General features: G+C 69.1%; 21 protein-coding genes. 9 read left to right on the top strand and 12 right to left on the bottom strand.

Annotation, left to right across the window (positions count from 1 at the left end):
* Window positions 1-12: 12 nt before the first annotated feature.
* The 5 genes from CQ042_RS06590 to CQ042_RS06570 all read left to right on the top strand — a co-directional run bounded on the left by CQ042_RS06590 (window position 13) and on the right by CQ042_RS06570 (window position 4998).
* Window positions 13-999, top strand: coding sequence for a Gfo/Idh/MocA family protein (locus CQ042_RS06590; protein WP_105669681.1), 987 nt, complete (start codon window positions 13-15; stop codon window positions 997-999).
* A 2-nt stretch (window positions 1000-1001) separates the two neighbouring features.
* Window positions 1002-1982, top strand: a complete 981-nt coding sequence (locus tag CQ042_RS06585) for an NYN domain-containing protein (protein WP_105669680.1) — start codon at window positions 1002-1004, stop codon at window positions 1980-1982.
* 129 nt (window positions 1983-2111) lie between these two features.
* Window positions 2112-3026, top strand: coding sequence for a D-alanyl-D-alanine carboxypeptidase family protein (locus CQ042_RS06580; RefSeq protein ID WP_146115362.1), 915 nt, complete (start codon window positions 2112-2114; stop codon window positions 3024-3026).
* Between the two features lie 53 nt (window positions 3027-3079).
* On the top strand, window positions 3080-4288 hold the full coding sequence (locus CQ042_RS06575; protein ID WP_105669678.1) for a sensor histidine kinase: 1209 nt from the start codon (window positions 3080-3082) through the stop codon (window positions 4286-4288).
* Complete coding sequence (locus CQ042_RS06570) at window positions 4285-4998, top strand: response regulator transcription factor (RefSeq protein ID WP_258132097.1); 714 nt, start codon at window positions 4285-4287, stop codon at window positions 4996-4998. Before CQ042_RS06575 ends, CQ042_RS06570 begins: the two co-directional genes overlap by 4 nt.
* A 75-nt stretch (window positions 4999-5073) precedes the next feature.
* Here CQ042_RS06570 and CQ042_RS06565 read toward each other — a convergent pair whose 3' ends face one another.
* The 7 genes from CQ042_RS06565 to CQ042_RS06535 form a co-directional block, all read right to left on the bottom strand.
* Window positions 5074-6081, bottom strand: a complete 1008-nt coding sequence (locus CQ042_RS06565; protein ID WP_105669677.1) for a sugar phosphate isomerase/epimerase — start codon at window positions 6079-6081, stop codon at window positions 5074-5076.
* A 40-nt stretch (window positions 6082-6121) separates the two neighbouring features.
* Window positions 6122-6973 (bottom strand): sugar phosphate isomerase/epimerase, encoded by an 852-nt coding sequence (locus CQ042_RS06560; protein WP_105669676.1) that lies wholly within the window; start codon window positions 6971-6973, stop codon window positions 6122-6124.
* Between the two features lie 117 nt (window positions 6974-7090).
* Complete coding sequence (locus CQ042_RS06555) at window positions 7091-8287, bottom strand: substrate-binding domain-containing protein (protein ID WP_374954462.1); 1197 nt, start codon at window positions 8285-8287, stop codon at window positions 7091-7093.
* Between the two features lie 14 nt (window positions 8288-8301).
* Window positions 8302-9381: an ABC transporter permease gene (locus CQ042_RS06550; protein WP_258132096.1), complete on the bottom strand. Its 1080-nt coding sequence runs from the start codon at window positions 9379-9381 to the stop codon at window positions 8302-8304.
* Entirely contained in the window at window positions 9378-10472 is a 1095-nt protein-coding gene (locus CQ042_RS06545) for an ABC transporter permease (RefSeq protein WP_105669674.1), read from the bottom strand. Before CQ042_RS06545 ends, CQ042_RS06550 begins: the two co-directional genes overlap by 4 nt.
* On the bottom strand, window positions 10469-12004 hold the full coding sequence (locus tag CQ042_RS06540) for a sugar ABC transporter ATP-binding protein (RefSeq protein WP_105669673.1): 1536 nt from the start codon (window positions 12002-12004) through the stop codon (window positions 10469-10471). The genes CQ042_RS06545 and CQ042_RS06540 overlap by 4 nt, the downstream gene beginning before the upstream one ends.
* Window positions 12001-13110 carry a Gfo/Idh/MocA family protein gene (locus CQ042_RS06535; RefSeq protein WP_105669672.1) on the bottom strand — a complete coding sequence of 370 codons (1110 nt, stop codon included), beginning with the start codon at window positions 13108-13110 and terminating at the stop codon, window positions 12001-12003. The genes CQ042_RS06540 and CQ042_RS06535 overlap by 4 nt, the downstream gene beginning before the upstream one ends.
* Window positions 13111-13224: 114 nt before the next feature.
* Between CQ042_RS06535 and CQ042_RS06530 the strand changes: the two genes are divergently transcribed.
* Entirely contained in the window at window positions 13225-14418 is a 1194-nt protein-coding gene (locus CQ042_RS06530) for an ROK family protein (protein WP_105669671.1), read from the top strand.
* A 31-nt stretch (window positions 14419-14449) separates the two neighbouring features.
* Here the strand turns inward: CQ042_RS06530 and CQ042_RS06525 are convergent, their stop codons facing one another.
* Complete coding sequence (locus CQ042_RS06525; protein ID WP_105669670.1) at window positions 14450-15604, bottom strand: Gfo/Idh/MocA family protein; 1155 nt, start codon at window positions 15602-15604, stop codon at window positions 14450-14452.
* Window positions 15604-16410, bottom strand: coding sequence for a sugar phosphate isomerase/epimerase (locus CQ042_RS06520; RefSeq protein WP_105669669.1), 807 nt, complete (start codon window positions 16408-16410; stop codon window positions 15604-15606). Before CQ042_RS06520 ends, CQ042_RS06525 begins: the two co-directional genes overlap by 1 nt.
* 108 nt (window positions 16411-16518) lie before the next feature.
* On the opposite strand from CQ042_RS06520, the gene CQ042_RS06515 reads away from it, so the two are divergent.
* From CQ042_RS06515 to CQ042_RS06505, 3 genes are read left to right on the top strand one after another with little or no spacing between them, the layout of a single operon-like run.
* The gene (locus tag CQ042_RS06515; protein ID WP_105669668.1) at window positions 16519-17136 is read left to right on the top strand and encodes a TetR/AcrR family transcriptional regulator; all 618 of its coding nucleotides are present in this window, start codon (window positions 16519-16521) and stop codon (window positions 17134-17136) included.
* A 52-nt stretch (window positions 17137-17188) separates the two neighbouring features.
* Complete coding sequence (locus CQ042_RS06510) at window positions 17189-17842, top strand: DUF4166 domain-containing protein (protein ID WP_105669667.1); 654 nt, start codon at window positions 17189-17191, stop codon at window positions 17840-17842.
* On the top strand, window positions 17839-18807 hold the full coding sequence (locus CQ042_RS06505) for an epimerase (RefSeq protein ID WP_105669666.1): 969 nt from the start codon (window positions 17839-17841) through the stop codon (window positions 18805-18807). Before CQ042_RS06510 ends, CQ042_RS06505 begins: the two co-directional genes overlap by 4 nt.
* Here the strand turns inward: CQ042_RS06505 and CQ042_RS06500 are convergent.
* Genes CQ042_RS06500 through CQ042_RS06490 form a run of 3 tightly spaced genes read right to left on the bottom strand, consistent with a single transcriptional unit; the run spans window position 18804 to window position 20423 of the window.
* Window positions 18804-19193 (bottom strand): PLD nuclease N-terminal domain-containing protein, encoded by a 390-nt coding sequence (locus CQ042_RS06500; protein WP_105669665.1) that lies wholly within the window; start codon window positions 19191-19193, stop codon window positions 18804-18806. The genes CQ042_RS06505 and CQ042_RS06500 overlap by 4 nt on opposite strands.
* A 38-nt stretch (window positions 19194-19231) precedes the next feature.
* On the bottom strand, window positions 19232-20161 hold the full coding sequence (locus CQ042_RS06495; protein WP_105669817.1) for an aldo/keto reductase family oxidoreductase: 930 nt from the start codon (window positions 20159-20161) through the stop codon (window positions 19232-19234).
* Window positions 20162-20192: 31 nt separating this feature from the next.
* On the bottom strand, window positions 20193-20423 hold the full coding sequence (locus CQ042_RS06490) for a helix-turn-helix domain-containing protein (protein WP_258132095.1): 231 nt from the start codon (window positions 20421-20423) through the stop codon (window positions 20193-20195).
* Between the last annotated feature and the right edge of the window lie 47 nt (window positions 20424-20470).

The raw sequence follows: 20470 nt of genomic DNA, 5'->3' as shown, positions 1-20470 counted from the left end.
TACGCTGAGACCATGACAGGTCTTCGTTGGGGAATCCTCGCGACCGGCGGCATCGCCGGCGCTTTCGCGTCCGATCTGCGAACGGCAGGGCTCGACCTCGTGGCCGTCGGATCGCGCTCGCAGGAGTCGGCCGATGCCTTCGCCGCCCGCTTCGACATCGCCCACGCGCACCCCTCGTACGAGGCGCTGGTCGCCGACCCCGACGTCGACATCATCTACGTGTCGACTCCGCACCCGATGCACCACGAGAACGCCAGACTCGCTCTCGAGAACGGCAAGCATGTGATCGCCGAGAAGGCCTTCACCCTGAATGCCGCCGAAGCGCATGATCTGCAGACTCTCGCCGCGGAGCGGGGTCTCCTGGTGATGGAGGCGATGTGGACGCGGTATCTGCCCCACATGGTCCGCATCCGTGAGCTGATCGCCGAGGGCGCCCTCGGCGAGATCCGCGCGGTGAGCGCCGATCACACGCAGCTGCTGCCCTCCGACCCCGCGCACCGTCTCAACGCCCTCGAACTCGGCGGCGGTGCGCTGCTCGACCTCGGCATCTACCCGATCTCCTTCATCTGGGACATCCTCGGCGCCCCGACCACGATCCGTGCCGTCGGGCGACTCATCGAGACGGGAGCCGACGCCGAGGTCGCCACCGTCATGACGCACGAGGGTGGCGCCGTCTCGACCAGCCTCTCGTCGTCTCGAGCGGCGGGACCCAACGTCGCCGGCATCCTCGGCACCGCCGCGCGCATCGAGATCGACACGGTCTGGTACGCCCCCACGACGTTCCGTGTGGTCCTGCCGGACGGCACGGTGCAGGAGGAGTACTCCTCCCAGGTCGAAGGTCGTGGCATGCAGTACCAGGCGTTCGCCGCCGAGCGCCTGGTGCGCGACGGCATCCTCGAGGGCGACATCCTCCCGATCGCCGAGAGCGTCGCCATCATGGGCACGCTCGACGAGATCCGTGCGCAGATCGGCGTCCGCTACCCCCGTGAGGAGGCCTGATCATGGCCGAGACCACCGATGCCCGCGTCGCCGTCTACCTCGACTTCGACAACATCGTCATCTCCTGGTACGACCGTGTGCACGGACGCAACGCCTACGGCAAGGACCGTCAGCGGATCAGCGAGAACCCGAACGATCCGGAGGTCACCGACCGGCTGAGCCGCGCGATGATCGAGGTCGGCGCGATCATCGACTACGCCGCCTCCTTCGGCACACTCGTGCTCACGCGGGCCTACGCCGACTGGTCGTCCCCCGTCAACGCCGTGTACCGCTCGCAGCTCGTGGCACGAGCGGTCGATCTCGTGCAGCTCTTCCCCGCCGCCGCCTACGCGAAGAACGGCGCCGACATCCGGCTCGCCGTCGACGCGGTCGAAGACATGTTCCGCCTGCCCGACCTCACGCACGTCGTGATCGTCGCCGGCGACAGCGACTATGTGCCCCTGGCCCAGCGCTGCAAGCGTCTCGGCCGCTATGTGATCGGCGTCGGGGTGTCGGGCTCGACCGCCAAGTCGCTGGCCGCCGCCTGCGACGAGTTCGAGTCCTACGACTCGCTGCCCGGCGTCGTGCGCCCCACGAAGGCGGTCGTCTCCCCCGTCGCGGCACCCCCGGTCGAGCCTCCGGCACCGGTGACCGAAGCAGCTGCCGAGGCGACTGCGAAGCCGAAGACCGCCCCGAAGCGCACGCGCGCCAAATCCGCCCCGAAGGTGGAAGAGCCCCGGGTCGAGGACAAGGTCGACGATCAGGAGGTGGCGACGCAGCTGCTGGAGCGCGCGCTGCGCCTCGGTCACGACAAGGCCGACGCCGATGAATGGCTGCACAGCTCCGCCGTGAAGACGCACATGCGTCGCATGGACCCGTCGTTCAGCGAGAAGGCCCTCGGCTACCGTTCGTTCTCGGACTTCCTCAAGTCGCGCGACGACATCGCCGAACTCGAGGAGACCGGGCACGAGCGGCTGGTCCGCCTCCGCGAGCCCACGGCCTGACCTCACGCCGTCGTCGTCCTGGAGCGTCGCATCGTCCCGCGACCGCGCCGGGTCCTCATCAGAAGTGACTACTCGTTTCCGTACTTCTTGCCGATGAGGTCCCGCCGGTGAGCGGCGAAGCTGTCCTTCATGAACAGCAAGAGAAGGCGGTCGTCGTACGCCGCGTTCCCGGTCGTGCTCATCGTTCTCCTGGGTGCCGTCGCGCTCTGGGGCTATGGTCAGGCCTGGGGCGACCCGCAGACGGAGCCCGACGCCGCCGTGCAGCGTTCCGTGGATCTCAGCGCGGTGTCGTGGCCGTCTGCCGGCGCGGCCGCCATCGGCCTGGTCGACGGCGAGGTCGCGGCCAGCTCTGATCAAGCACTCCCGATGGCGAGCATCTCCAAGGTGGTCACGGTGCTCATGCTCCTCGAGGAGCGACCGCTACGGCTCGGGGACCAGGGCGACACCATCGTGTTCACCGCGGACGAGGACCAGGACTACCTCGCGTATCGGGATCGGGGACAGTCGGCGCTGCTCGTTCCGATCGGAACGGAGTTGACGGAGTACCAGATGCTCGAGGGCATCCTCGTCGGCTCGGCATCGAACTTCGCCGACATGCTGGTGGACCGCGTGTGGAGCGGCCGGGATGATTTCACCGCCGCCGCCGAGGCATTCCTCGCCCGGGAGGACCTCACCGGCATCACCATGATCGAGCCGACCGGAATCGACCCCCGGAACACCGCCACTCCCGCGTCCCTCATCGATCTCGGCAGGCGAGCGTTGGCCCACCCCGTCGTCGCCGAGATCGTCGCGAAACGGTCGATCGACCTCCCCGGAGTGGGCTACGTCGAGAACACGAACGACCTTCTCGCCGACGCCGGGGCGGTCGGGATCAAGACGGGGACGCTCGGCGGATACAGCCTGCTGTCGGCGAAAGACCTCGGAGACGACCAGGGGACGCCTGTCCGTGTGTTCGTCGTCGTCTTGGAGCAGAGCGACGACGAGGAGCGCTACCGCGCCGCCCGCCACCTTCTCGACCAGGTGGCGAACCTCCTGAAGCCCTGAATCTCATCATTTCTGCGGAGCCATCCCCCGTCGCGGACCCGTACCCTGGCCTGATGCGCAAGTGGTTCGCGAACGGCGGGTCGCTCGCCGGCGACCTCGTCATCGCGGCGACTGCTTTCGCGCTCGCCAGTGCGGTCATCGCGGGCGCGAGAGCGGTCGGTTGGTACCCGATCAGCCCCGAGAACTACCTCCTCATCTCCCTCATCGGCGCAGTCGCCTGGCCCCTGTCGCGGAAGTTCCCCCGCGGGACGCTCGTCCTCGTCGTCGCCTGGTACGCCTGGCCCGATGGGTGGGGCGACATCCTCGAGTTGCGATTGCTTCCGCTCGTCCTCATCGCGGGCAGGGCCGCCGCCCGGGGCACATCCATCGTCTTCGTCGGGGTCCTCACGGTGACGGGCCTGGCCTTCGCTCTGGTCCCGTGGGAGCTGTCCGCGCTTCTCGAGGCGACCATCCGCGGACGGCTGGACGAGTACTACGACTTCATCGTGCCGGATCCCTCGCGGCGCATCCTCGCCGCGCTCGTGGTCATCGCCGTCGTGGCTCTGAGCAGGGCCCTGTACCTCCATCGCACCACCGCCGAGATCCTGAGGCAGCGCAATGAGCAGCTCGTCGAGCTCCGCGCCGCGGATCGTGAGCGCGTCGCGGACCAGGTGCGGGCGAGCATCGCCCGCGACATCCACGATGTCGTCGCCCACCATGTCACCGCGATGGTCATCGGCGCACAGGCCGCAGATCGCGTGGCTGACAGTGATCCGACACAGCTTCGCTCCTCCGTGCGGACGATCGCGAACGAGGGCAGTGAAGCGCTCGCCGCGATGCGCCGCGTGGTGCGGATGCTGCGTGATCGCGAACGCCCCGATGCCCCGGTCTCCCTCTTCGCCGACAGCGTGAGAACGCTCGCGGACCGTGTCAGAGCGATCGGCATCGACGTCGATCTGCAGATCGAGGAGTTCCTGCTGCCGGAGTTCGTCCAGGCGGGCGCGCTTCGCATCGTGCAGGAGGCGTTGACCAACGTCATGCGACACTCCGGCGCGAGAAGAGCCGTCGTGCAGGCGCATCTCGTCGGCGATGAGCTGCATCTCCTCATCCGAGACGACGGCACGGAACCACCCGCGCACACCCAGGAGAACGGATTCGGACTGATCGGCATGCACGAACGCGCACTCGCCCTGCAGGGAACACTCACGGCAGGCCCTCATGTCGATGGCGGGTGGGAAGTGCGAGCCGCATTGCCCCTCTCGGATCAGTGGATCTCGCTGTGACGGGCTCCATGATCTCCGTGCTCATCGTCGACGACCAACCGGTGGTCCGTGCCGGGCTCCGCCTGATGCTCGACGCCGAGCCCGACATCAGCGTGGTCGGCGACGCGGGCGACGGCCTGGCGGCCGTCAGCGCCGCGGCGGTGCTGCGCCCCGACATCGTCGTGATGGACATCCGCATGCCGGGAATCGACGGTGTCGAGGCCACGCGCAGAATCCTCGCGGAGAAGACCGCGTCCGCTGTGCTCATGGTCACGACCTTCGACGACGAGGAGTATCTGCTCGACAGCGTGCGGGCCGGAGCGTGCGGTTTCCTGCTGAAGGACGCCGGGCCGGATCTCCTCGCCGCAGCGGTGCGCAGCGCCGGGCGCGGAGACGCGCTCATCGATCCGGGTATGACCAGGGCGCTCATCGAACGTCGGCTGCGCGACTCCGCCACCGACGCTTCGCCGTCGTCGGCCGCGTCCGCGAAGCTCGCCTCCCTCAGCGCACGCGAGAGAGAGGTGCTGTCGGAGATCGCCCGCGGCCTCAGCAACAGCGAGATCGCGGAGAGGTTCTTCGTGAGCGATGCGACCGTCAAGACGCACATCGGCAACGTGCTGAGCAAACTCGGGGTTCCCAGCCGCGTGGCCGCCGCCGTCTTCGCCTACGAGAGCGGCTTCGTCCGCCCTGGGTGGCTGAACCGCTCGGCGGGAAGCGACATCGGGGTGTGAGCCCGTGCGGTTCCCGCCGGACCGATCAGAGGGATGACCGTCCCGTGCACGGGCAGGAGGGATCCTGTCCGACGATCACTGGTTGCTGAAGGCGGCATCGAACGAGGTTTCCGGCTTCGGCCACAGCAGCGATCGCACGAAGGACAGCGCCTCGGCAGCCCCGTGCAGGCGATCCATGCCCGCATCCTCCCATTCGATCGAGATCGGCCCGGTGTAGCCGATCGCGTCGAGAGCGCGGAACGAATCCTCCCACGGCACGTCTCCGTGCCCCGTCGAGACGAAGTCCCAGCCGCGTCGGGGGTCGCCCCACGGCAGATGCGAGCCGAGGACCCCGGCACGACCGTTCTTCGGGCGCATCCGGGTGTCCTTGCAGTCCACGTGATAGATCCGATCCGCGAAGTCGACGATGAAGCCGACCGGGTCGACGTTCTGCCACATCATGTGCGAGGGGTCCCAGTTGAACCCGAACGCCTCCCGGTGCTCGATCGCGTCGAGAGCCCGCACGCTCGACCAGTAGTCGTAGGCGATCTCCCCCGGATGCACCTCATGTGCGAACCGCACGCCCTCGCCGTCGAAGACATCGAGGATCGGGTTCCAGCGCCGGGCGAAGTCGTCGAAACCGCCCTCGACGACGGAGGCCGGGACCGGAGGGAACATCGCCAGATACGGCCAGATCGACGATCCGGTGAATCCGACCACCGTGTCGATGTCGAGCTTGCGCGCGACTCTCGCCGCGCGCTTCATGTCCTCCGCCGCGCGCTGCCGGACCCCCTCGGCCTCGCCGTCGCCCCACACATAGTCGCGCAGGATGGCCTGGTGGCGGAAGTCGATCGGGGCATCGCACACGGCTTGACCGGCGAGATGGTTCGAGATCGCGAAGATCTTCAACCCGTGACGGTCGAGGATCTCCCGGCGGGAGGCGACGTAGGCGTCGTCCTCGTCCGCGCGCCGCAGATCGAGGTGGTCGCCCGATGCCGCGACCTCGAGGCCGTCGTATCCCCACTCGGCGGCGAGACGGGCCACCTCCTCGAAGGGCAGGTCGGCCCATTGGCCGGTGAACAGGGTGACCGGGTGACTCGTCATGGGGACTCCTTCGTCTCGGACTGGATCGAGGTCGTGCGGTTCAGGCACCGAGCGCGCGGAGCGCGGCGATGCTGCGTGCGGCGAGGTCGTCCTGGCTCGGGGCGAGGGGGCGCCAGACCGAGGCGGCGACAGCGATCGTGGCGTTCTCGCCGGTGAAGCTCTCCAGTCCGAGCGGTCCTCGATAGTCGGCATCGTCGAGCGCGGCGAGCATTCCGGGCCAGTCCATGTGGTCGTCGCCCACGGCCCCGCGGTCGCTGCCGCACACCTGCACGTGGGCGATCGCCTGCCCTGCCGTCCGGACCGCGTCCGCCGGCTTCTTCTCCTCGATGTTGAGGTGGTAGGTGTCGAGCGCGAGTCCGAGACCTGCGCCGAGCAGCGGACCGAGGGCGTCGAGGCTCTGCTCGACCGTGTTCAGCAGGCTCGTCTCGTAGCGGTTCAGCGGTTCGATCGCGAGCGCGATACCCGATGCGGTGGCCTCCTCGACGAGCGGAGCGAGGTTCATGCGCAGCTCCCCCACGACGGCGGTGCGCTCGTCGGCATCCATCCGCCACGTCACGCCGGTCGGTGCGTAGAACGGGCCCGCGACGACACGCGCACCCAGCGTCCGCGCTGCCGCCATGCAGGTCCGGAGGTACTCCTGCGTCGCGGCGACGTCACCGGCGCGGGCCACGAGCGAGCGTCCTGGTCCCATCGCGCCGACCACGATCGCGCCGAGGCCGACCGTGTCGAGCACGTCTCGGACGCGCGCCGGGTCCCAGTCGCCGACGCTCTCCAGCGGCAGCTCCAGGGCGTCGTATCCCAGGGCGGCGGCTTTGCGGGCGAGCGGTTCGATCGTGGCGTCGGTCAGCGGAGACGTCCACACCCAGGTGTTGACGGCGATCGTGCGGGGCATCGTTGTCCTCTTGATCGTGACGACGTCTCGTCTCGCTCCGATCGCTCGACGACCGGGTGGGCACCCGGTCGTCGAGCGAGGAGCGAAGCGATGAGACGAGACGCGTGTCAGGTCAGGTTACGGGATCTGCCGTTCCTGCCACACCGTCGGGTAGCCGGGGAGGTTCTCCCCGCCGAACTTGGCGTAGTGGCCGTCGGGCATGCCCTCGTTCGCCTTCAGGTAGTCGTCGAGCTCGGGTTCGGTGATCGGCTTCTGCGGCAGCACCCACTCCTTCGGCACCTCGGTGCCGGCGAAGATCATCTGCGCGGCGAGAAGCGGGGTGCGCCACTGGAAGTTGGAGTACACCGGGGCGAGGCCCGTGAGACCCGTGTCCTTCCACTTGCGCAGGAAGCTCATCTCGTCCTCGCCGGTCATGACCGGGTAGTCGGCCCCGGCGTCTTCGAACGCTTCGATGGCTGCGACGGCGCCGTCACCGGCGTCCATCCAGATGCCGTCGACGTCGCCCTTGGCGAGCTCGTCGCTGATGATGCTCTTGATCTCGGCAGGGTCCGCACCCGTGAAGTGGTCCACGGCCTCGATGCCCGCTTCCTCGAAAAGCTTCTCGGCCCCGGCCCAGCGGTGCTCCAGCACGTCCACACCCGGGAGGATGCGCAGCGCCACGACCTTGTCGCCCTCTTCGAGGTTGTCGATCAGGAACTCGGCCGTGTCGATGCCCCAGGCGAAGCCGCCGATCGGGTGGATGAACGTGACGGGGCAGTCGGTGTTGACGCCGCGGTCGAACACGACGACCGGCTTGCCCGTCTCGCACGCCCGCTCCACGGCCGGAGTCATCGCCGCCGTGCTGTTCGGCGAGATGAGGAAGACATCGCAGCCGCCTTCGGCGATGAAGTAGTCGATGTCGGCGATCTGCGTGTCATCGGAGTCCTTCGCGTCGCGCGTCTCCATGTCGCTGATCGCGCCGGCGTCCTGCAGCGCCTTGAGCTGCTCGTTCATCGTGATCCAGCCCGTCTGGCGCCAGGGGTTGGAGATCGAGGCGTTCGCGAAGCAGGCCTTCTTCGCACCCGTGCTGGCGAACTCGGACGTGTCGACCATCTCGGCGTTGATGTGCTGCAGGTACGGCTCGCCTGCCGGCCCCTGCGGGGTGACCCCGCGCTCCTCGTCCTGCTTGTCGAAGAGCTCCTGGTCGAACCACTCGGTCGTCTCCGCCGCCGCATCGGGGTTCTCCGACTCCACCGGCGCCACGGACGGGTCGGTGGTGCACCCGGCGAGCGCGATGAGGCCGAAGAGAGCCACCCCTGCGGTGGCGATCTTCATTGATCGTCGCATTGCTAATCTCCTCTGGTTTCTGTGTGGCCCCCGGAGGCGAGGGCAGGTGAAGCGGACTCTCGAGCAGGAGTCCCCGGTGGGGGGACCTGCTCCTTCCCCTGATCGGGAGAAGACTGGGGGCCGCGCCGGCGTCGTGCCCGGAAGGCGACGGCGGAGTAGGCGACGGCGGCGATGATGATGACGCCCTGGACGGCATCGCGGAGCGTGGAGGGGACGCCGGCGATGTTCAGCAGCATGAACAGGGCCTCGAGCGCGAAGGCGCCGGCGACGGCGCCCACGATCCAGCCTCGCCCTCCGCCGAGCACCACGCCGCCGAGGACCACGGCGGTGATGGCCGTGAACTCGTAGCCGCGGCCGACCGAGGGGTGCACACCGGCGTATCCGACGAGGAGCACGGCCGACAGCGACGCGGACAGCGACGAGATGATGAAAGCGCGCGTCGTCACCCAGGCGCGGCGGGCGCCGGCGTAGTCGACGGCGCGGGCATTGTCGCCCACGGCGATGAGCGTCTTGCCGAGCGGTCGCTTGGTGATCCAGATGCCGAGGGCGAGCCAGACGATGAGCAGCAGCACCGCCCACGGGATGAAGTCGAGGAACGGCACGTCGCGGATGCCGCCGCGGCCGATCTCGCGGAAGCTGTCGGCGGGGTTCCCCGTCGCCGCTCCCCCCGTCCACCACATGACCCCGCCGAGGAGGGCGAGCATCATGCCGAGGGTGACGATGAACGACGGCACCTTGAGCAGCGTCGTGATCAGCCCGTTGACGAGGCCGACGGCCACGGCGAACACGATCATGAGCAGCAGCACCGGGACGGTGCGGGAGTCGTCCTGCCCGACCAGGTTCCCGGCGATGATCACCTGCGCCGTGATGAGCGACCCCTGCGACAGGTCGAACTCTCCGGCGACGATGACGAAGTACTGACCGATCGCGACGATCGCGATCGGGGCGACGCGCTGGATGAAACGCATGAACTGTCCGGGTTCGGCGAAGCTCGGATTGAGGATCGTGACCGCCACCAGCAGGAGCACCAGCAGCAGGAACACCGCTCCGCGCGGACTCACGAGTGTGCGCAGCGCGTTCATGAGCGCGCTCCTTCCGCCGCGGAGGTGGTATCGGGGGTGGCATCGACGAGCTGCGATACGGCGGCAGCCATCTCGGGCTCGGCCGCCTTCGCGGCGTCGTCGCCCCCGGTGCGCGTGCCCCCGGCGCCGAAGCGCGGGCGACGGCGGATGATGGAGCGACGGCTGTACACCGCCACGGCAGCGACGATCACCACTCCGCGGACGACGTCCTTGAGGAACGGGTTGATCTGCATCACGCTCATGACGTTGTCGACCACCGCGAGGATCGCGACGCCGCCGATCGTCCCCCAGACGGAGCCGCGCCCGCCCAGCAGCAGCGTGCCGCCGAGCACGACCGCGGCGATCGAGAGGAGCGCATAGCCGCCCTGCTGCCCGACGGTCGGGCTGCCGACACCGAGACGGCTGGCGAGGAGGAGACCGGCGAGCCCTGCGAACACCGAGCACAGCACGTGCGCCCAGATCAGCGGCATCCGGATGCGGACTCCCGACAACCGGGCGATCTCAGGATCGCCGCCGACCGCATAGAGGTGGGCACCGGTACGGGTGCGATTGAGAAGGATCCAGACCACGACGGCGAGGACGATCATGATGAGCGTCGACACCGGGATGGGGCCGAGGCCGGTGGCGCCGATGAGTTGGAACGCCCACGGCACGTTGCCTGCCGAACCCTCGAAGTTCGTGTTGAGGATGCCCTGCAGGATGAGGCCGACGCCGAGGGTGGCGATGAAGCCGTTCACCTTGAGGACGGTCACGATCAGCCCGTTCACCAGGCCGATACCGGCGCACACCAGCAGCGTGACGATCACGGCGAGAGGGATGTTGCCCGCATTGCCGTTCATCATCGTCGCCGCGAGCAGGCTCGACAGGCTGATCACGTAGGTCACGGAGAGATCGAGGGAGGCACCGAGCACGACCAGCGTCTGGCCGATCGCGACGAGACCGAGCACGCTCATGCCGGTGAGGATGTCGCGGATGTTCCCCGGACTCAGGAAGTTGCGTCCGACGGTGCCGACCAGGATCGCGCCGATGAGGATCACGAGCAGGAGGATCGCGAGCACGATGACGGTGGAATCGACCCGGAAGCGCTTCATCGTGCTCCCCCTTCGGTCGCGGTCCCGGCATCGCTCTCGCCGGTCGTGGCTCCGGTCGCGGCGCCGAGGATCTCGTGCTCCGCCGATCCTGCGGGCAGCTCGGCGACCAGCTCGCCGTCGTGCATCACCAGGATCCGATCGCTCATGCCGATCACCTCGGGCAGTTCGCTCGACACCATCAGAACGGCCTTCCCCTGCGCGGCGAGATCGCGCATCAGCTGGTAGACGGCGTACTTCGCGCCGACGTCGATGCCCCGTGTCGGCTCGTCGAACAGCACGATCTGCGGTCCGGTGAGGAGCCATTTGGCCAGCACGACCTTCTGCTGGTTGCCGCCGGAGAGGAAGCGCACCTCTTGATCGACGCCCTGCGAGCTGACCTCGAGCGCGCTCAGCACGCCGGGGACCTCGTGACGCGACGCGGCGGTGCGCCCGGCGAACACGCTCCGCACCACCAGCAGCGCGTTGTCGAGGATCGACTGCCCGAGGGCGAGCCCCTGGGCCTTGCGGTCCTCGGAGACCAGCGCGAGTCCGGCGCGGACGGCGGCTCGCGCGCTGGTGATCCGGGTGGGTGCCCCGTCGATCCGCATCGAACCGCGGGTGAATGCCTGGATGCCGAACACCCCTTCCACGAGCTCGGTGCGCCCGGAGCCCTGCAGCCCCGCGATGCCGACGATCTCCCCGGCGCGGAGCGTCAGCGACACTCCGTCGACGTAGGCGTTGCCGCAGCCTTCGAGCTCGAGGCGCGGCTCCCCCACGGTCGTGCCCTCGACCGCGTCGGGGAAGTACGACTGGATGGAGCGGCCGACCATGCGCCGCACCAGCTCGTCGGTGGTGAGGGCTGTCGTGTCGTCGGTCGAGACGAGCGCACCGTCCTTGAGGATCGTGATGCGGTCGCAGAGGTCGAAGATCTCCTTCAGCCGGTGCGAGACGTAGATCACGGCGACCCCGCGCGAGGTGAGACGGCGGATGATCGCGTACAGCAGCTCGACCTCGCGGTCGCTGAGCGCGGCGGTCGGCTCGTCCATCGAGATGACCTGCGCGTCGAAAGAGAGCGCCTTGACGATCTCGACGATCTGCTGCTCCGCGACCGTGAGCGAGCCGACGCGCGCCTGCGGCTCGATGAACGAGACCCCGAGGTCGGTCAGCAGCTCCGCCGTCCTCGTGTTCATGGCGCGACGGTCGACGAGACCCCCGCGGCGGGGCTCGCGTCCGAGGTACACGTTCTGCGCGACGGTCCGCTCGGGCAGGAGGGTGAATTCCTGGAAGACCGTGACGATCCCGGCATCCATCGCCTGCCGCGGGTGCGCGTGGTGCACTTCTTCGCCGCGGTACGAGACCACTCCGTCGTCGGCGGGCTGCACGCCCGCGATGATCTTCATGAGCGTGGACTTGCCCGCCCCGTTCTCGCCGACGAGACCGTGCACCTCCCCCGGCCGCACATCGAAATCGATGCCTGTGAGCACCTCGACTCCGAAGAACGACTTGCGGATGCCCGTCACCGACAGCACCGGCTGCGTCGTGGTCGAGATCATGCCGCCACCTCCACCCATCGGCCGCCGTCCGCAGCCGAATCCAGCACGGCCTCCGTCAGCACGGCGGAGCGGTATCCGTCCGCGAAGGTCGGGAGCCCGTCGGGCCGTTCTCCGGCGATCGCCGCATACACGTCGGCGACGAATCCGTTGAAGGCGTCCTGATAGCCCATCGAGTGCCCCGCCGGGACGCGCTGGAGTCGCGCGGAATCCGGAGCCGATGCGACGGGGTCGCGCAGCAGCAGCCGCGACTCCTCCCGCATGCCGATCCAGAGCTCTTCCGGTCGCTCCTGCTCGAAGCGGAGGCTCTGGAGCGAACCGTGCAGCTCGAGCGTGAGGGCGTTCTTGCGACCGGCCGCCATCTGCGAGATGAGCAGTGTTCCCAGGGCGCCGGAGTCGGTCTCGATCAGCACGGCGACGATGTCCTCGGTGTCGACGGCATGTCCTGAGCGCTCGGAGAACACCTGGCGGGTGCGGGCGCTCAGCGTGCGGATCCGCTCGCCGGTCACGAACTCGATCAGGTCGCACAGATGCGAGCCGATGTCGGCGAACGCACGGGAGGCGCCGCCGGACTCGGAGCGCACCCGCCAATCGTCGTCGCTCGACAGCAGCATCCAGTCCTGCAGGTACGAGCAGTCGAGGGTGAGCAGGTCACCGGCCTCGCCGCGGGCGATCCGCGCCCTGGCCTCGCGCACCATCGGGTGATAACGGTAGATGAACGGTACGGCGGCCACCCGCCCCGTGGCCTCCGCGGCCTCGGCGAGGGCTCTGGCATCCTGCGCCGTCGTGGCGAGTGGCTTCTCGCAGACGACGTGCTTGCCCGCGTTCAGGGCGCGGAGCGCCAGCTGGGCGTGCGTCGCGTTCGGGGTGCAGATATGCACCACGTCGATGTCCGCGGCCCCGAGCAGCGCTTCCGCATCGCTCTCGGCCCGTTCGGCACCCAGCGCCTGCGCCGCGTCGCGGCCTCCTTCGGCGGAGCGGGTGGCGACCGCACGCAGTTCGCCGCCGGCGTCTCGTGCCGCGGTGCGATGCACGCGGGCCATGAATCCTCCGCCGAGGATGCCGGTTCGGATCGTCCCGATACCGGTGTCAGTGACATCCGTTGTCATGTCGCTGATTCTGACACAGACCTCCCAACTTTTGCTAGACATTCGTCAAAAGTCGCCTGACACAAATCTGAAGTCAATCGACGGGACGCCGAAGTGCTGTGGTTTACTGACGCAATGGTTGACGTTCTGAGGCCGGCTCCGGCGATCTCCTCCGGCACCGGAGAGATCTTCCAGATCCTCCGCGACGGGCATGCCAGGACGAAAGCGGAACTCGCCACGATCACCGGCCTCGCCCGCTCCACGGTCGCGCTGCGCGTGGACGCCCTCCTCGCCGCCGATCTCCTGCGCCCCGCAGGAGAGGCGGCCTCCACCGGCGGACGGCCTCCGGCGCGCGTCGCCTTCAACCCCCGCGCCGGGCTCGTGCTCGCCGTCGACCTCGGCGCGACGCACGCGACCGTCGCCGTCGCCGACCTGGCGGGAGTCATCCTCGATGCGCGCACCCGCACGATCGACATCGGGGAGGGACCGGAGAGCCTGCTCGACACGATCCTCGCCGACGCGGCCGGGCTGCTCGACGCGACGGCCGACGGGCTTTCGCTGGTCGGAGTCGGCATCGGCGTCCCCGGACCTGTCGAGCACTCCACCGGTCGACCGACCAACCCGCCGATCATGCCCGGCTGGGACCGCTTCGACGTCCCCGCCTACGTGCAGAAGACCTTCGACGTGCCCGTGCTCGTCGACAACGACGTGAACATCCTGGCGCTGGGCGAGCAGGCGACGAGCTGGCCGCGGGTCGACGACCTGATCTTCGTGAAGGTGTCGACCGGCATCGGCGCCGGCATCATCGCGGGCGGGCAGCTGCAGCGAGGCGCCCAGGGCTCCGCGGGAGACATGGGCCACGTGCAGGTGCCGACGGGAGCGGGATCGACCCGCGCGCCGGGCGATGAACGCGACCTCGAGGCCCTCGCGAGCGGTTCCGCCCTGGCGGTCGCGCTCCGCGAGGAGGGGCTCGACGTGCGCAGCGCGTCGGATGTCGTCGAACTCGTGCGCACGGGGAACACCGCCGCGATCGAGGCGACCCGTCAGGCAGGGCGCGACGTCGGCGAGGTGCTCGCCACCGTCGTCAACCTCCTGAACCCGTCGATCATCGTGCTGGGCGGCAGCATCGCCCGCGCGGGAGAACACCTGCTGGCCGGGGTGCGCGAGGTCGTCTACCGGCGGTCCATCCCGCTCGCGACGCAACACCTCGCGATCGTGCAGTCCCAGGCGGGTGACCGCGCTGCCGTCCTCGGAGCGGCGATCATGGTCGCCCGAGAGGTGCTGTCACCGGCGAGTGTCGACCGCTACGTGGCGGCGAAGGCGCGCTGAGCCGCATCTCCGCCGCCACGATCGGCTGTCGTCAGAGCGTGGCCTCGAACGGGTCGAAGTCCGCGGCGATCGAACCGACCTCATCCAGCGTGCTCTCGACGGCGACGAAGCGGCGAGCCTCGGCGGCCTCCTCGATCGACAGGAGCGTGTCCAGCACGTGATAGCCGAACTCTCCCGTGGCGACGTGCGGGCGACCGGCGGCGATCGAACGCGCCATGTCGAGCAGTCCCACACCACGACCGGAGAGCACGCCCTCCTGGGCGACGTCGACGATGTCCTGCTGCACGGGCTCCGGCGGGATGAAGAGGCGCGTGAGCGGTCGGGTGATCGAGATCGCGCCACCGAAGGTGTTCGGGTCGGGGATCACGATGGTGCCCTCGGTGCCGGTGATCTCGACGATCCCCTGCCGGATGACGGGCGAGTCGGTGCTGTAGACGCTCTGCGCCTGGCCGCCGTCCTCGAATGCCATCAGGACGCTGAGCGTCGAGGGGATCTCGACCGGGAACTCCTGACCGGCCAGCTCGCCGACCTGCACACGCCGGGTGGGCGTGCCCTGCAGCCCCAGGGCTGCGACCGAGGCGACGGGCCCGAACACGTGCACGAGCGCCGACACGTAGTACGGCCCCATGTCGAGCAACGGTCCGCCGCCCTTGGCGTACAGGAACGCGGGGTTCGGGTGGAATATCTCCGGACCCGACCACTGGAACGTGGTCTGCGCGAACAGCGGGCGACCGATGTCGCCCCGCGCGATCGCCCGCTTGGCCGTCTGCACGCCCGGTCCGAGCACGGTGTCGGGGGCGACGCCGACCCGAAGGCCAGCGGCATCCGCCTTCTCCAGCAGCCGACGCGACTCCTCACGGCTCACGCCGATCGGCTTCTCGGTCCAGACGTGCTTGCCCGCCGCGATGATCGCCTCGGAGACCTCGACGTGCACGGCGGGGATCGTGAGGTTCACGACGATGTCGATCTCGGGATCGTCGAGAACCGTGTCGACGCCGCCGGCGCGCGGGACGCCGTACTTCTCGGCCTGCGCCTTTGCTCGCTCTTCGAGGATGTCACCGATCGCGAGGACGCGGACGTCGGGGAAGGTCGTGAGGTTCGACAGGTACTGGTCGCTGATGTTCCCGGCGCCGATGATGCCGACGCCGACGGGGCCTGTGCCGATTGCGCCTGTGCCGATCGCCATCAGCCGGCGACCTTCTCGTCGAGGTAGACGCGGCTGCGCTCGATCGCGTCGAACAGGTCTCCCTCATAGTGATCGAACTCCACGATCGCGAGTTCGAGGGCGGGGGCCGCGGCGATGGCCTCGACCAGCGGGACGGCGCCTTCGCCCGCGGCGACCTGGTCGGCAGGCGGGTAGGCGCCGGCGAGGGCGGGATCGAGCGTACCGTCCTTCGCGTGCACCGCGATCACACGGCTCCCCAGGCGCCCGAGCAGCGCGACGGGGTCGACGCCACCGCGAGCGACCCAGTACAGGTCGACCTCGAGCACGACGCGGTCATCCAGGAGGCCGGCGAGGACCTCGAGCCCGGTGACGCCGTCGAACACGGCCTCCAGCTCGTGCGCGTGGTTGTGGTAGCCGACGCGCACTCCCACGGTCGCACCGATCGCGGCGGCCTCGTTCAGCAGGCGCGCGGTCTCCTCGATCTGCGCGACCGACTCCCAGCGCGCGGGCTCGGTGTACGGGTCGATGACCGTGTCCATGCCGAGCACCTTCGCCGCCGCGAAGACCTCTGCGGGCGAGGGGACGGGCACCGTGGTGCCGCTGCCGTCGGGGTTCACGAATGATTCCGACGCGAGGAAGGCGTGCCCGGACGGGGCCGCCAGGCCGGCAGCCGTCAGGGCCGCGGAGAGGGGTTCGGCACGGCGGACGAAATCGTAGGGCTCGACAGCCGTGAATCCGCGGGCGGCGACGGCCGCGAGCGAGGCGTCGAGGTCGGCCTCCAGCTCGTCCTTGATCGTGAACAGCTGCAGGGAAGTCCGAATCGTCATCGGTCATGCTCCTTCGGTCATCGGTGACGGGGCGGGACCGGTGTCCCGTGCAGGCACGCTATCACCAAATACCTCCAACTGGAAGTTTTGGTTCGCTAGACTCGGCTCATGCCCGATGAGACGCTGGAGAATCCCGAGCAGCCCCGCGCGCGCGGCGCCTATGCGAAAGGGATCGCTCGACGGCAGGAGATCCTCGACCGCGCGATCGAGGTGTTCGCCGAACGCGGCTCCGACCGCACCAGTCTCCGGTCCATCGCGCGTGAGGTCGGCGTCACCCACGCCGCTCTCACCCACTACTTCGGATCGCTCGAAGAGCTCCTCGTCGCCGTCTACGAAGAGAGCACCGCACCGGGACGACAGCCCGACGCTCCCGCAGACGACGCGACCCCTGTCGAGATGATGATCGAGTCCGCACGCAGCAACCGCGCGATCCCCGGACTCGTGCAGCTGTACTCCACACTCGTCGCCACTGCGCTCGAGGAAGGACATCCGGCCGCGCGCACGTTCGCCACCGGGCGTTTCACGCGTCTTCGCGCCCGACTCGCCGAGGTCGTGCGCCGACAGCAGGAGAGCGGACGGATACGGAAGGACGTCGACCCGGATGCCGTCGCCGCGCTCGTCGTCGCCGCCTCCGACGGCCTGCAGACGCAGTGGCTCCTCGACGAGTCCGCGCCCCAGCACGAGGCGCTCGCACTCCTCGATCGACTGCTGCGCCCCGCCCTCTGAACGGCCTGTCGAAACGGATCAGGAAGCAGCACCCGCGGGCTAGGCTCGAAGGGTGACGCCCGTGCCGCAGTCCCCGTACGCGAGGGCGCTCGGCGAGCGCATCGACGATCTGCACCCGCGTCTGCGCGCGTACTTCGAGGCGATCCCCGACGGCGCGGTCGGGATCGGCGAAGGTGTGTTCCAGCGCGTCGGCACGCCGCGACGCTGGCTGTGGCCACTGCTCCGCGTCCTCGAACGTCGGGGCGTCGTGGCCGCCGTGTGGGAGCGCGACGTCCCGTTCCGCGTGGAGAACCGCACGATCGCTTCTCGGGCGATCGGCGAGCGCACCTTCCATCTCGCTCACGGCCCCTGGGTCATGCGCGACGCGGTCGCGCTCACGCGGCACGGCCGCGTGGTCGACGAACTCGGCGAACCCGGGCTCGTCGCCGCCTGCTTCGATGTCGAGACGCACGACGGCGCGCTGCGACTCACCAGCGTCGCCGTCGGGCTGCGCCTCGGACGGCTCCGTCTGCGCGTTCCGCGCCCGCTGGCGCCCGTCGTCCGACTCACCGAGCGCTTCGACGACGCCCGCGACCGACAGGTGGTGACGCTGACGATCGACGCCCCCGTCCTCGGCCGCGTCTACGAGTACCGTGGCGACTTCCGCTATCGCATCCAGCACCCCGGCGAGAACCGGGCCGCTGCAGAGAAGGAGCAGACCCCATGAACACAGGGCGAGTAGTCATCGGCGGGTCCACGGGGTTCATGGGCCGATTCCTCCTGCCGCGGTTCCGCGCCGAGGGCCGCGAGGTCGTCACCATCTCCCGCTCGGGCGCCGACATCCGCTGGGGCGATCAGGTGGAGATCGACCGAGCGGTCGACGGAGCATCGCTCGTGATCGGCCTCGCCGGCAAGAGTGTCAACTGCCGCTACACGCCGAAGAACCGCGCGGAGATCTTCCGTTCGCGGGTGGACACGACGTCTTCCCTGAGCACGGCCATCGCCCGGGCGGCGAATCCACCGGAGCTCTGGGTGAACTCCTCGACGGCCACGATCTACCGGCACGCCGAGGACCGCCCGATGACCGAATCGACCGGCGAGATCGGCACGGGATTCTCGGTCGAGGTGGCGAAGACCTGGGAGAAGGCGCTGTTCGCCGACGATCTCCCCCGCACCCGACGGGTCGCCCTGCGCAGTACGATCGTCCTCGGTCACGGCGGGGTGCTGGAGCCCTTGAGGGGCCTCGCCCGCCTCGGGCTCGGCGGCCCTCAGTACGACGGCCGGTGGCCGGTGAGCGCCGCGCGTCGCGCCGCCGGGACCGGGCACTTCCCGGGAGCCCGCCGCGGGCACCAGCGGTTCAGCTGGGTGCACATCGAGGATGTGGCCCGCATCATCGACTTCCTCGAGCAGACGCCGTCGCTCGAGGGACCGGTGAACGCCGCCTCGCCGTACCCCGTCGACAACGTCGAGTTCATGGCGACCGTCCGCTGGGTTCTGGGTGCGCGCGTCGGCCCCCCGATGCCGCGATGGATGCTGGAGCTCGGGGCGATCGGCATCCGCACCGAGACGGAGCTGATCCTGAAGAGCCGGTGGGTGCTGCCGGAGAAGCTGACCGCGGCCGGTTTCCGGTTCCGCTATCCGCACCTCGAGGACGCGGTCCGCGAGTCGTTCGACCGCCCGCTCGCCGCCTAGGAGCCGGATCCGGCCGGACCGGTGGACGCGTCGCCGTCATGCCGACGCTTCTCGATCTCCTCGCGCCGTCGCCACTCCTCGATCTCGCGGTCGAGATCGGCGATCTGCTGTTCCGTCGTCCGCGTGTCCACCGGCGGAGCCGGGCGCACGTCGGTCGGGGCCGTCGGTCGCTCGGCTCGGCGCATCCGCGGGATCTGGATGCCGGACTCGCCGTACTCCCTCCCGAGCGCGAACCAGAGCAGGGCGCCGACCAGCGGCAGCAGGATGACGATGACGATCCATGCCAGCTTCGGAAGGTACTTCACCAGAGAACTGTCACGGGTGAAGATGTCGACCAGCGCACCGATCATCAGGGCGATGACGAGGAGCGAGAACAGGAACGACATGAGTTCAGGGTAGACGACGGCGCGCTGAGTCGCTCGGACTACGGGAGCAGGTGCCCCGCGGCGCGAAACAGTTCGTACCATTCGGCCCGTGTGAGCTCGATGTCGGCCCCGGCAGCGGCCTCCCGCACGCGGTGCGGCGTGGTGCTGCCGAGGACCACCTGCATGCCCGCGGGATGCCGGGTGATCCAGGCGGTCGCGATCGCGATCGGGGTCACACCGTACGCACCCGCGAGGCGATCGATCACGGCGTTCAGCTCCGCGTACTCGGGGTTTCCGAGGAAGACTCCGTGCGAGAAGCCATCCTGGAACGGCGACCATGCCTGCACGGTGATGCCGTTGATCCGGCAGTAGTCCACGATTCCCCCGCCGTCGCGGACGATGCTCTGTTCATGGGCGGCCATGTTCGCCGCGACCGGCTGCGCGAGGATCGGCGCGTGAGTGATCGACAGCTGCAGCTGGTTGGCGACCAGAGGCTGCGCGACCGCCGTGCGGAGCAGGTCGATCTGTCGCGGTGTGTGATTCGAGACGCCGAACGCCTTGACCTTTCCGGCGGCTTCCAGGTGGTCGAACGCCCGGGCGACCTCGTCCGGCTCGACCAGGATGTCGGGGCGGTGGAGCAGGAGCACGTCGAGGTGGTCGGTGCGCAGCGCCGCGAGCGATCCCTCGACCTGCCCCACGATGTGCTCGTACGAGAAGTCGAACATTCCCGCCGCTGGAACGATGCCGCACTTCGTCTGGATCACGATCTCGTCGCGCTCGGACGGGCTGAGCCGCAGCGCATCCGCGAAGCGCGCCTCGCAGTGATGCATGCGGCCGCCGTAGATGTCAGCGTGATCGAAGAAGTCGATGCCCGCTTCGCGCGCCGTGGCGTAGAGCGTGCGGATGTGCGCGTCGTCCTTGCCGTCGATGCGCATCATGCCGGCGATGACGGCGGGGGCGGTGGCTGATCCGAACGGCACGAGCTTCATGCCGTCCACGCTACCGCTCCGCACCCGCCCGTCAGGGGCCGTCTGAAGCGGCCCCCGGAAGCAACGTCGTGACCGGGACCCCGAGCACCTCGGCGATGCGCACCAGATCGACGACCGTGAAGTCCTCACGCCCCTCCAGAAGCTCGCCCAACGCCTCCGGGCCGATGCCCGAGCGCTGGGACAGCTCGGAGAACGACACTCCGGCGTGGAGCCGCGCACCGTCGACCTCGAATGCCAGCAAATGACGCAGATCCGTCCCCATACGCCTACACTACCGCCACGAGCGGGTGGATCTCGAGGTCGAATGAA

The organism is Microbacterium sp. MYb62, from assembly GCF_002979475.1.
Taxonomy (GTDB): Bacteria; Actinomycetota; Actinomycetes; order Actinomycetales; family Microbacteriaceae; genus Microbacterium.
Note: the sequence above shows the minus strand (reverse complement) of the source record. Positions and strands in the feature narration are given on the sequence as shown.

Bases quoted from the DNA above. Each gene is read 5' to 3' on its own strand.
- CQ042_RS06590 (WP_105669681.1), top strand. From the start codon at position 13: ATGACAGGTCTTCGTTGGGGAATCCTCGCGACCGGCGGCATCGCCGGC.
- CQ042_RS06585 (WP_105669680.1), top strand. From the start codon at position 1,002: ATGGCCGAGACCACCGATGCCCGCGTCGCCGTCTACCTCGACTTCGAC.
- CQ042_RS06580 (WP_146115362.1), top strand. From the start codon at position 2,112: ATGAACAGCAAGAGAAGGCGGTCGTCGTACGCCGCGTTCCCGGTCGTG.
- CQ042_RS06575 (WP_105669678.1), top strand. From the start codon at position 3,080: ATGCGCAAGTGGTTCGCGAACGGCGGGTCGCTCGCCGGCGACCTCGTC.
- CQ042_RS06565 (WP_105669677.1), bottom strand. From the start codon at position 6,081: ATGACGAGTCACCCGGTCACCCTGTTCACCGGCCAATGGGCCGACCTG.
- CQ042_RS06560 (WP_105669676.1), bottom strand. From the start codon at position 6,973: ATGCCCCGCACGATCGCCGTCAACACCTGGGTGTGGACGTCTCCGCTG.
- CQ042_RS06555 (WP_374954462.1), bottom strand. From the start codon at position 8,287: ATGAAGATCGCCACCGCAGGGGTGGCTCTCTTCGGCCTCATCGCGCTC.
- CQ042_RS06550 (WP_258132096.1), bottom strand. From the start codon at position 9,381: ATGAACGCGCTGCGCACACTCGTGAGTCCGCGCGGAGCGGTGTTCCTG.
- CQ042_RS06545 (WP_105669674.1), bottom strand. From the start codon at position 10,472: ATGAAGCGCTTCCGGGTCGATTCCACCGTCATCGTGCTCGCGATCCTC.
- CQ042_RS06540 (WP_105669673.1), bottom strand. From the start codon at position 12,004: ATGATCTCGACCACGACGCAGCCGGTGCTGTCGGTGACGGGCATCCGC.
- CQ042_RS06535 (WP_105669672.1), bottom strand. From the start codon at position 13,110: ATGACAACGGATGTCACTGACACCGGTATCGGGACGATCCGAACCGGC.
- CQ042_RS06530 (WP_105669671.1), top strand. From the start codon at position 13,225: ATGGTTGACGTTCTGAGGCCGGCTCCGGCGATCTCCTCCGGCACCGGA.
- CQ042_RS06525 (WP_105669670.1), bottom strand. From the start codon at position 15,604: ATGGCGATCGGCACAGGCGCAATCGGCACAGGCCCCGTCGGCGTCGGC.
- CQ042_RS06520 (WP_105669669.1), bottom strand. From the start codon at position 16,410: ATGACGATTCGGACTTCCCTGCAGCTGTTCACGATCAAGGACGAGCTG.
- CQ042_RS06515 (WP_105669668.1), top strand. From the start codon at position 16,519: ATGCCCGATGAGACGCTGGAGAATCCCGAGCAGCCCCGCGCGCGCGGC.
- CQ042_RS06505 (WP_105669666.1), top strand. From the start codon at position 17,839: ATGAACACAGGGCGAGTAGTCATCGGCGGGTCCACGGGGTTCATGGGC.
- CQ042_RS06500 (WP_105669665.1), bottom strand. From the start codon at position 19,193: ATGTCGTTCCTGTTCTCGCTCCTCGTCATCGCCCTGATGATCGGTGCG.
- CQ042_RS06495 (WP_105669817.1), bottom strand. From the start codon at position 20,161: ATGAAGCTCGTGCCGTTCGGATCAGCCACCGCCCCCGCCGTCATCGCC.
- CQ042_RS06490 (WP_258132095.1), bottom strand. From the start codon at position 20,423: ATGGGGACGGATCTGCGTCATTTGCTGGCATTCGAGGTCGACGGTGCG.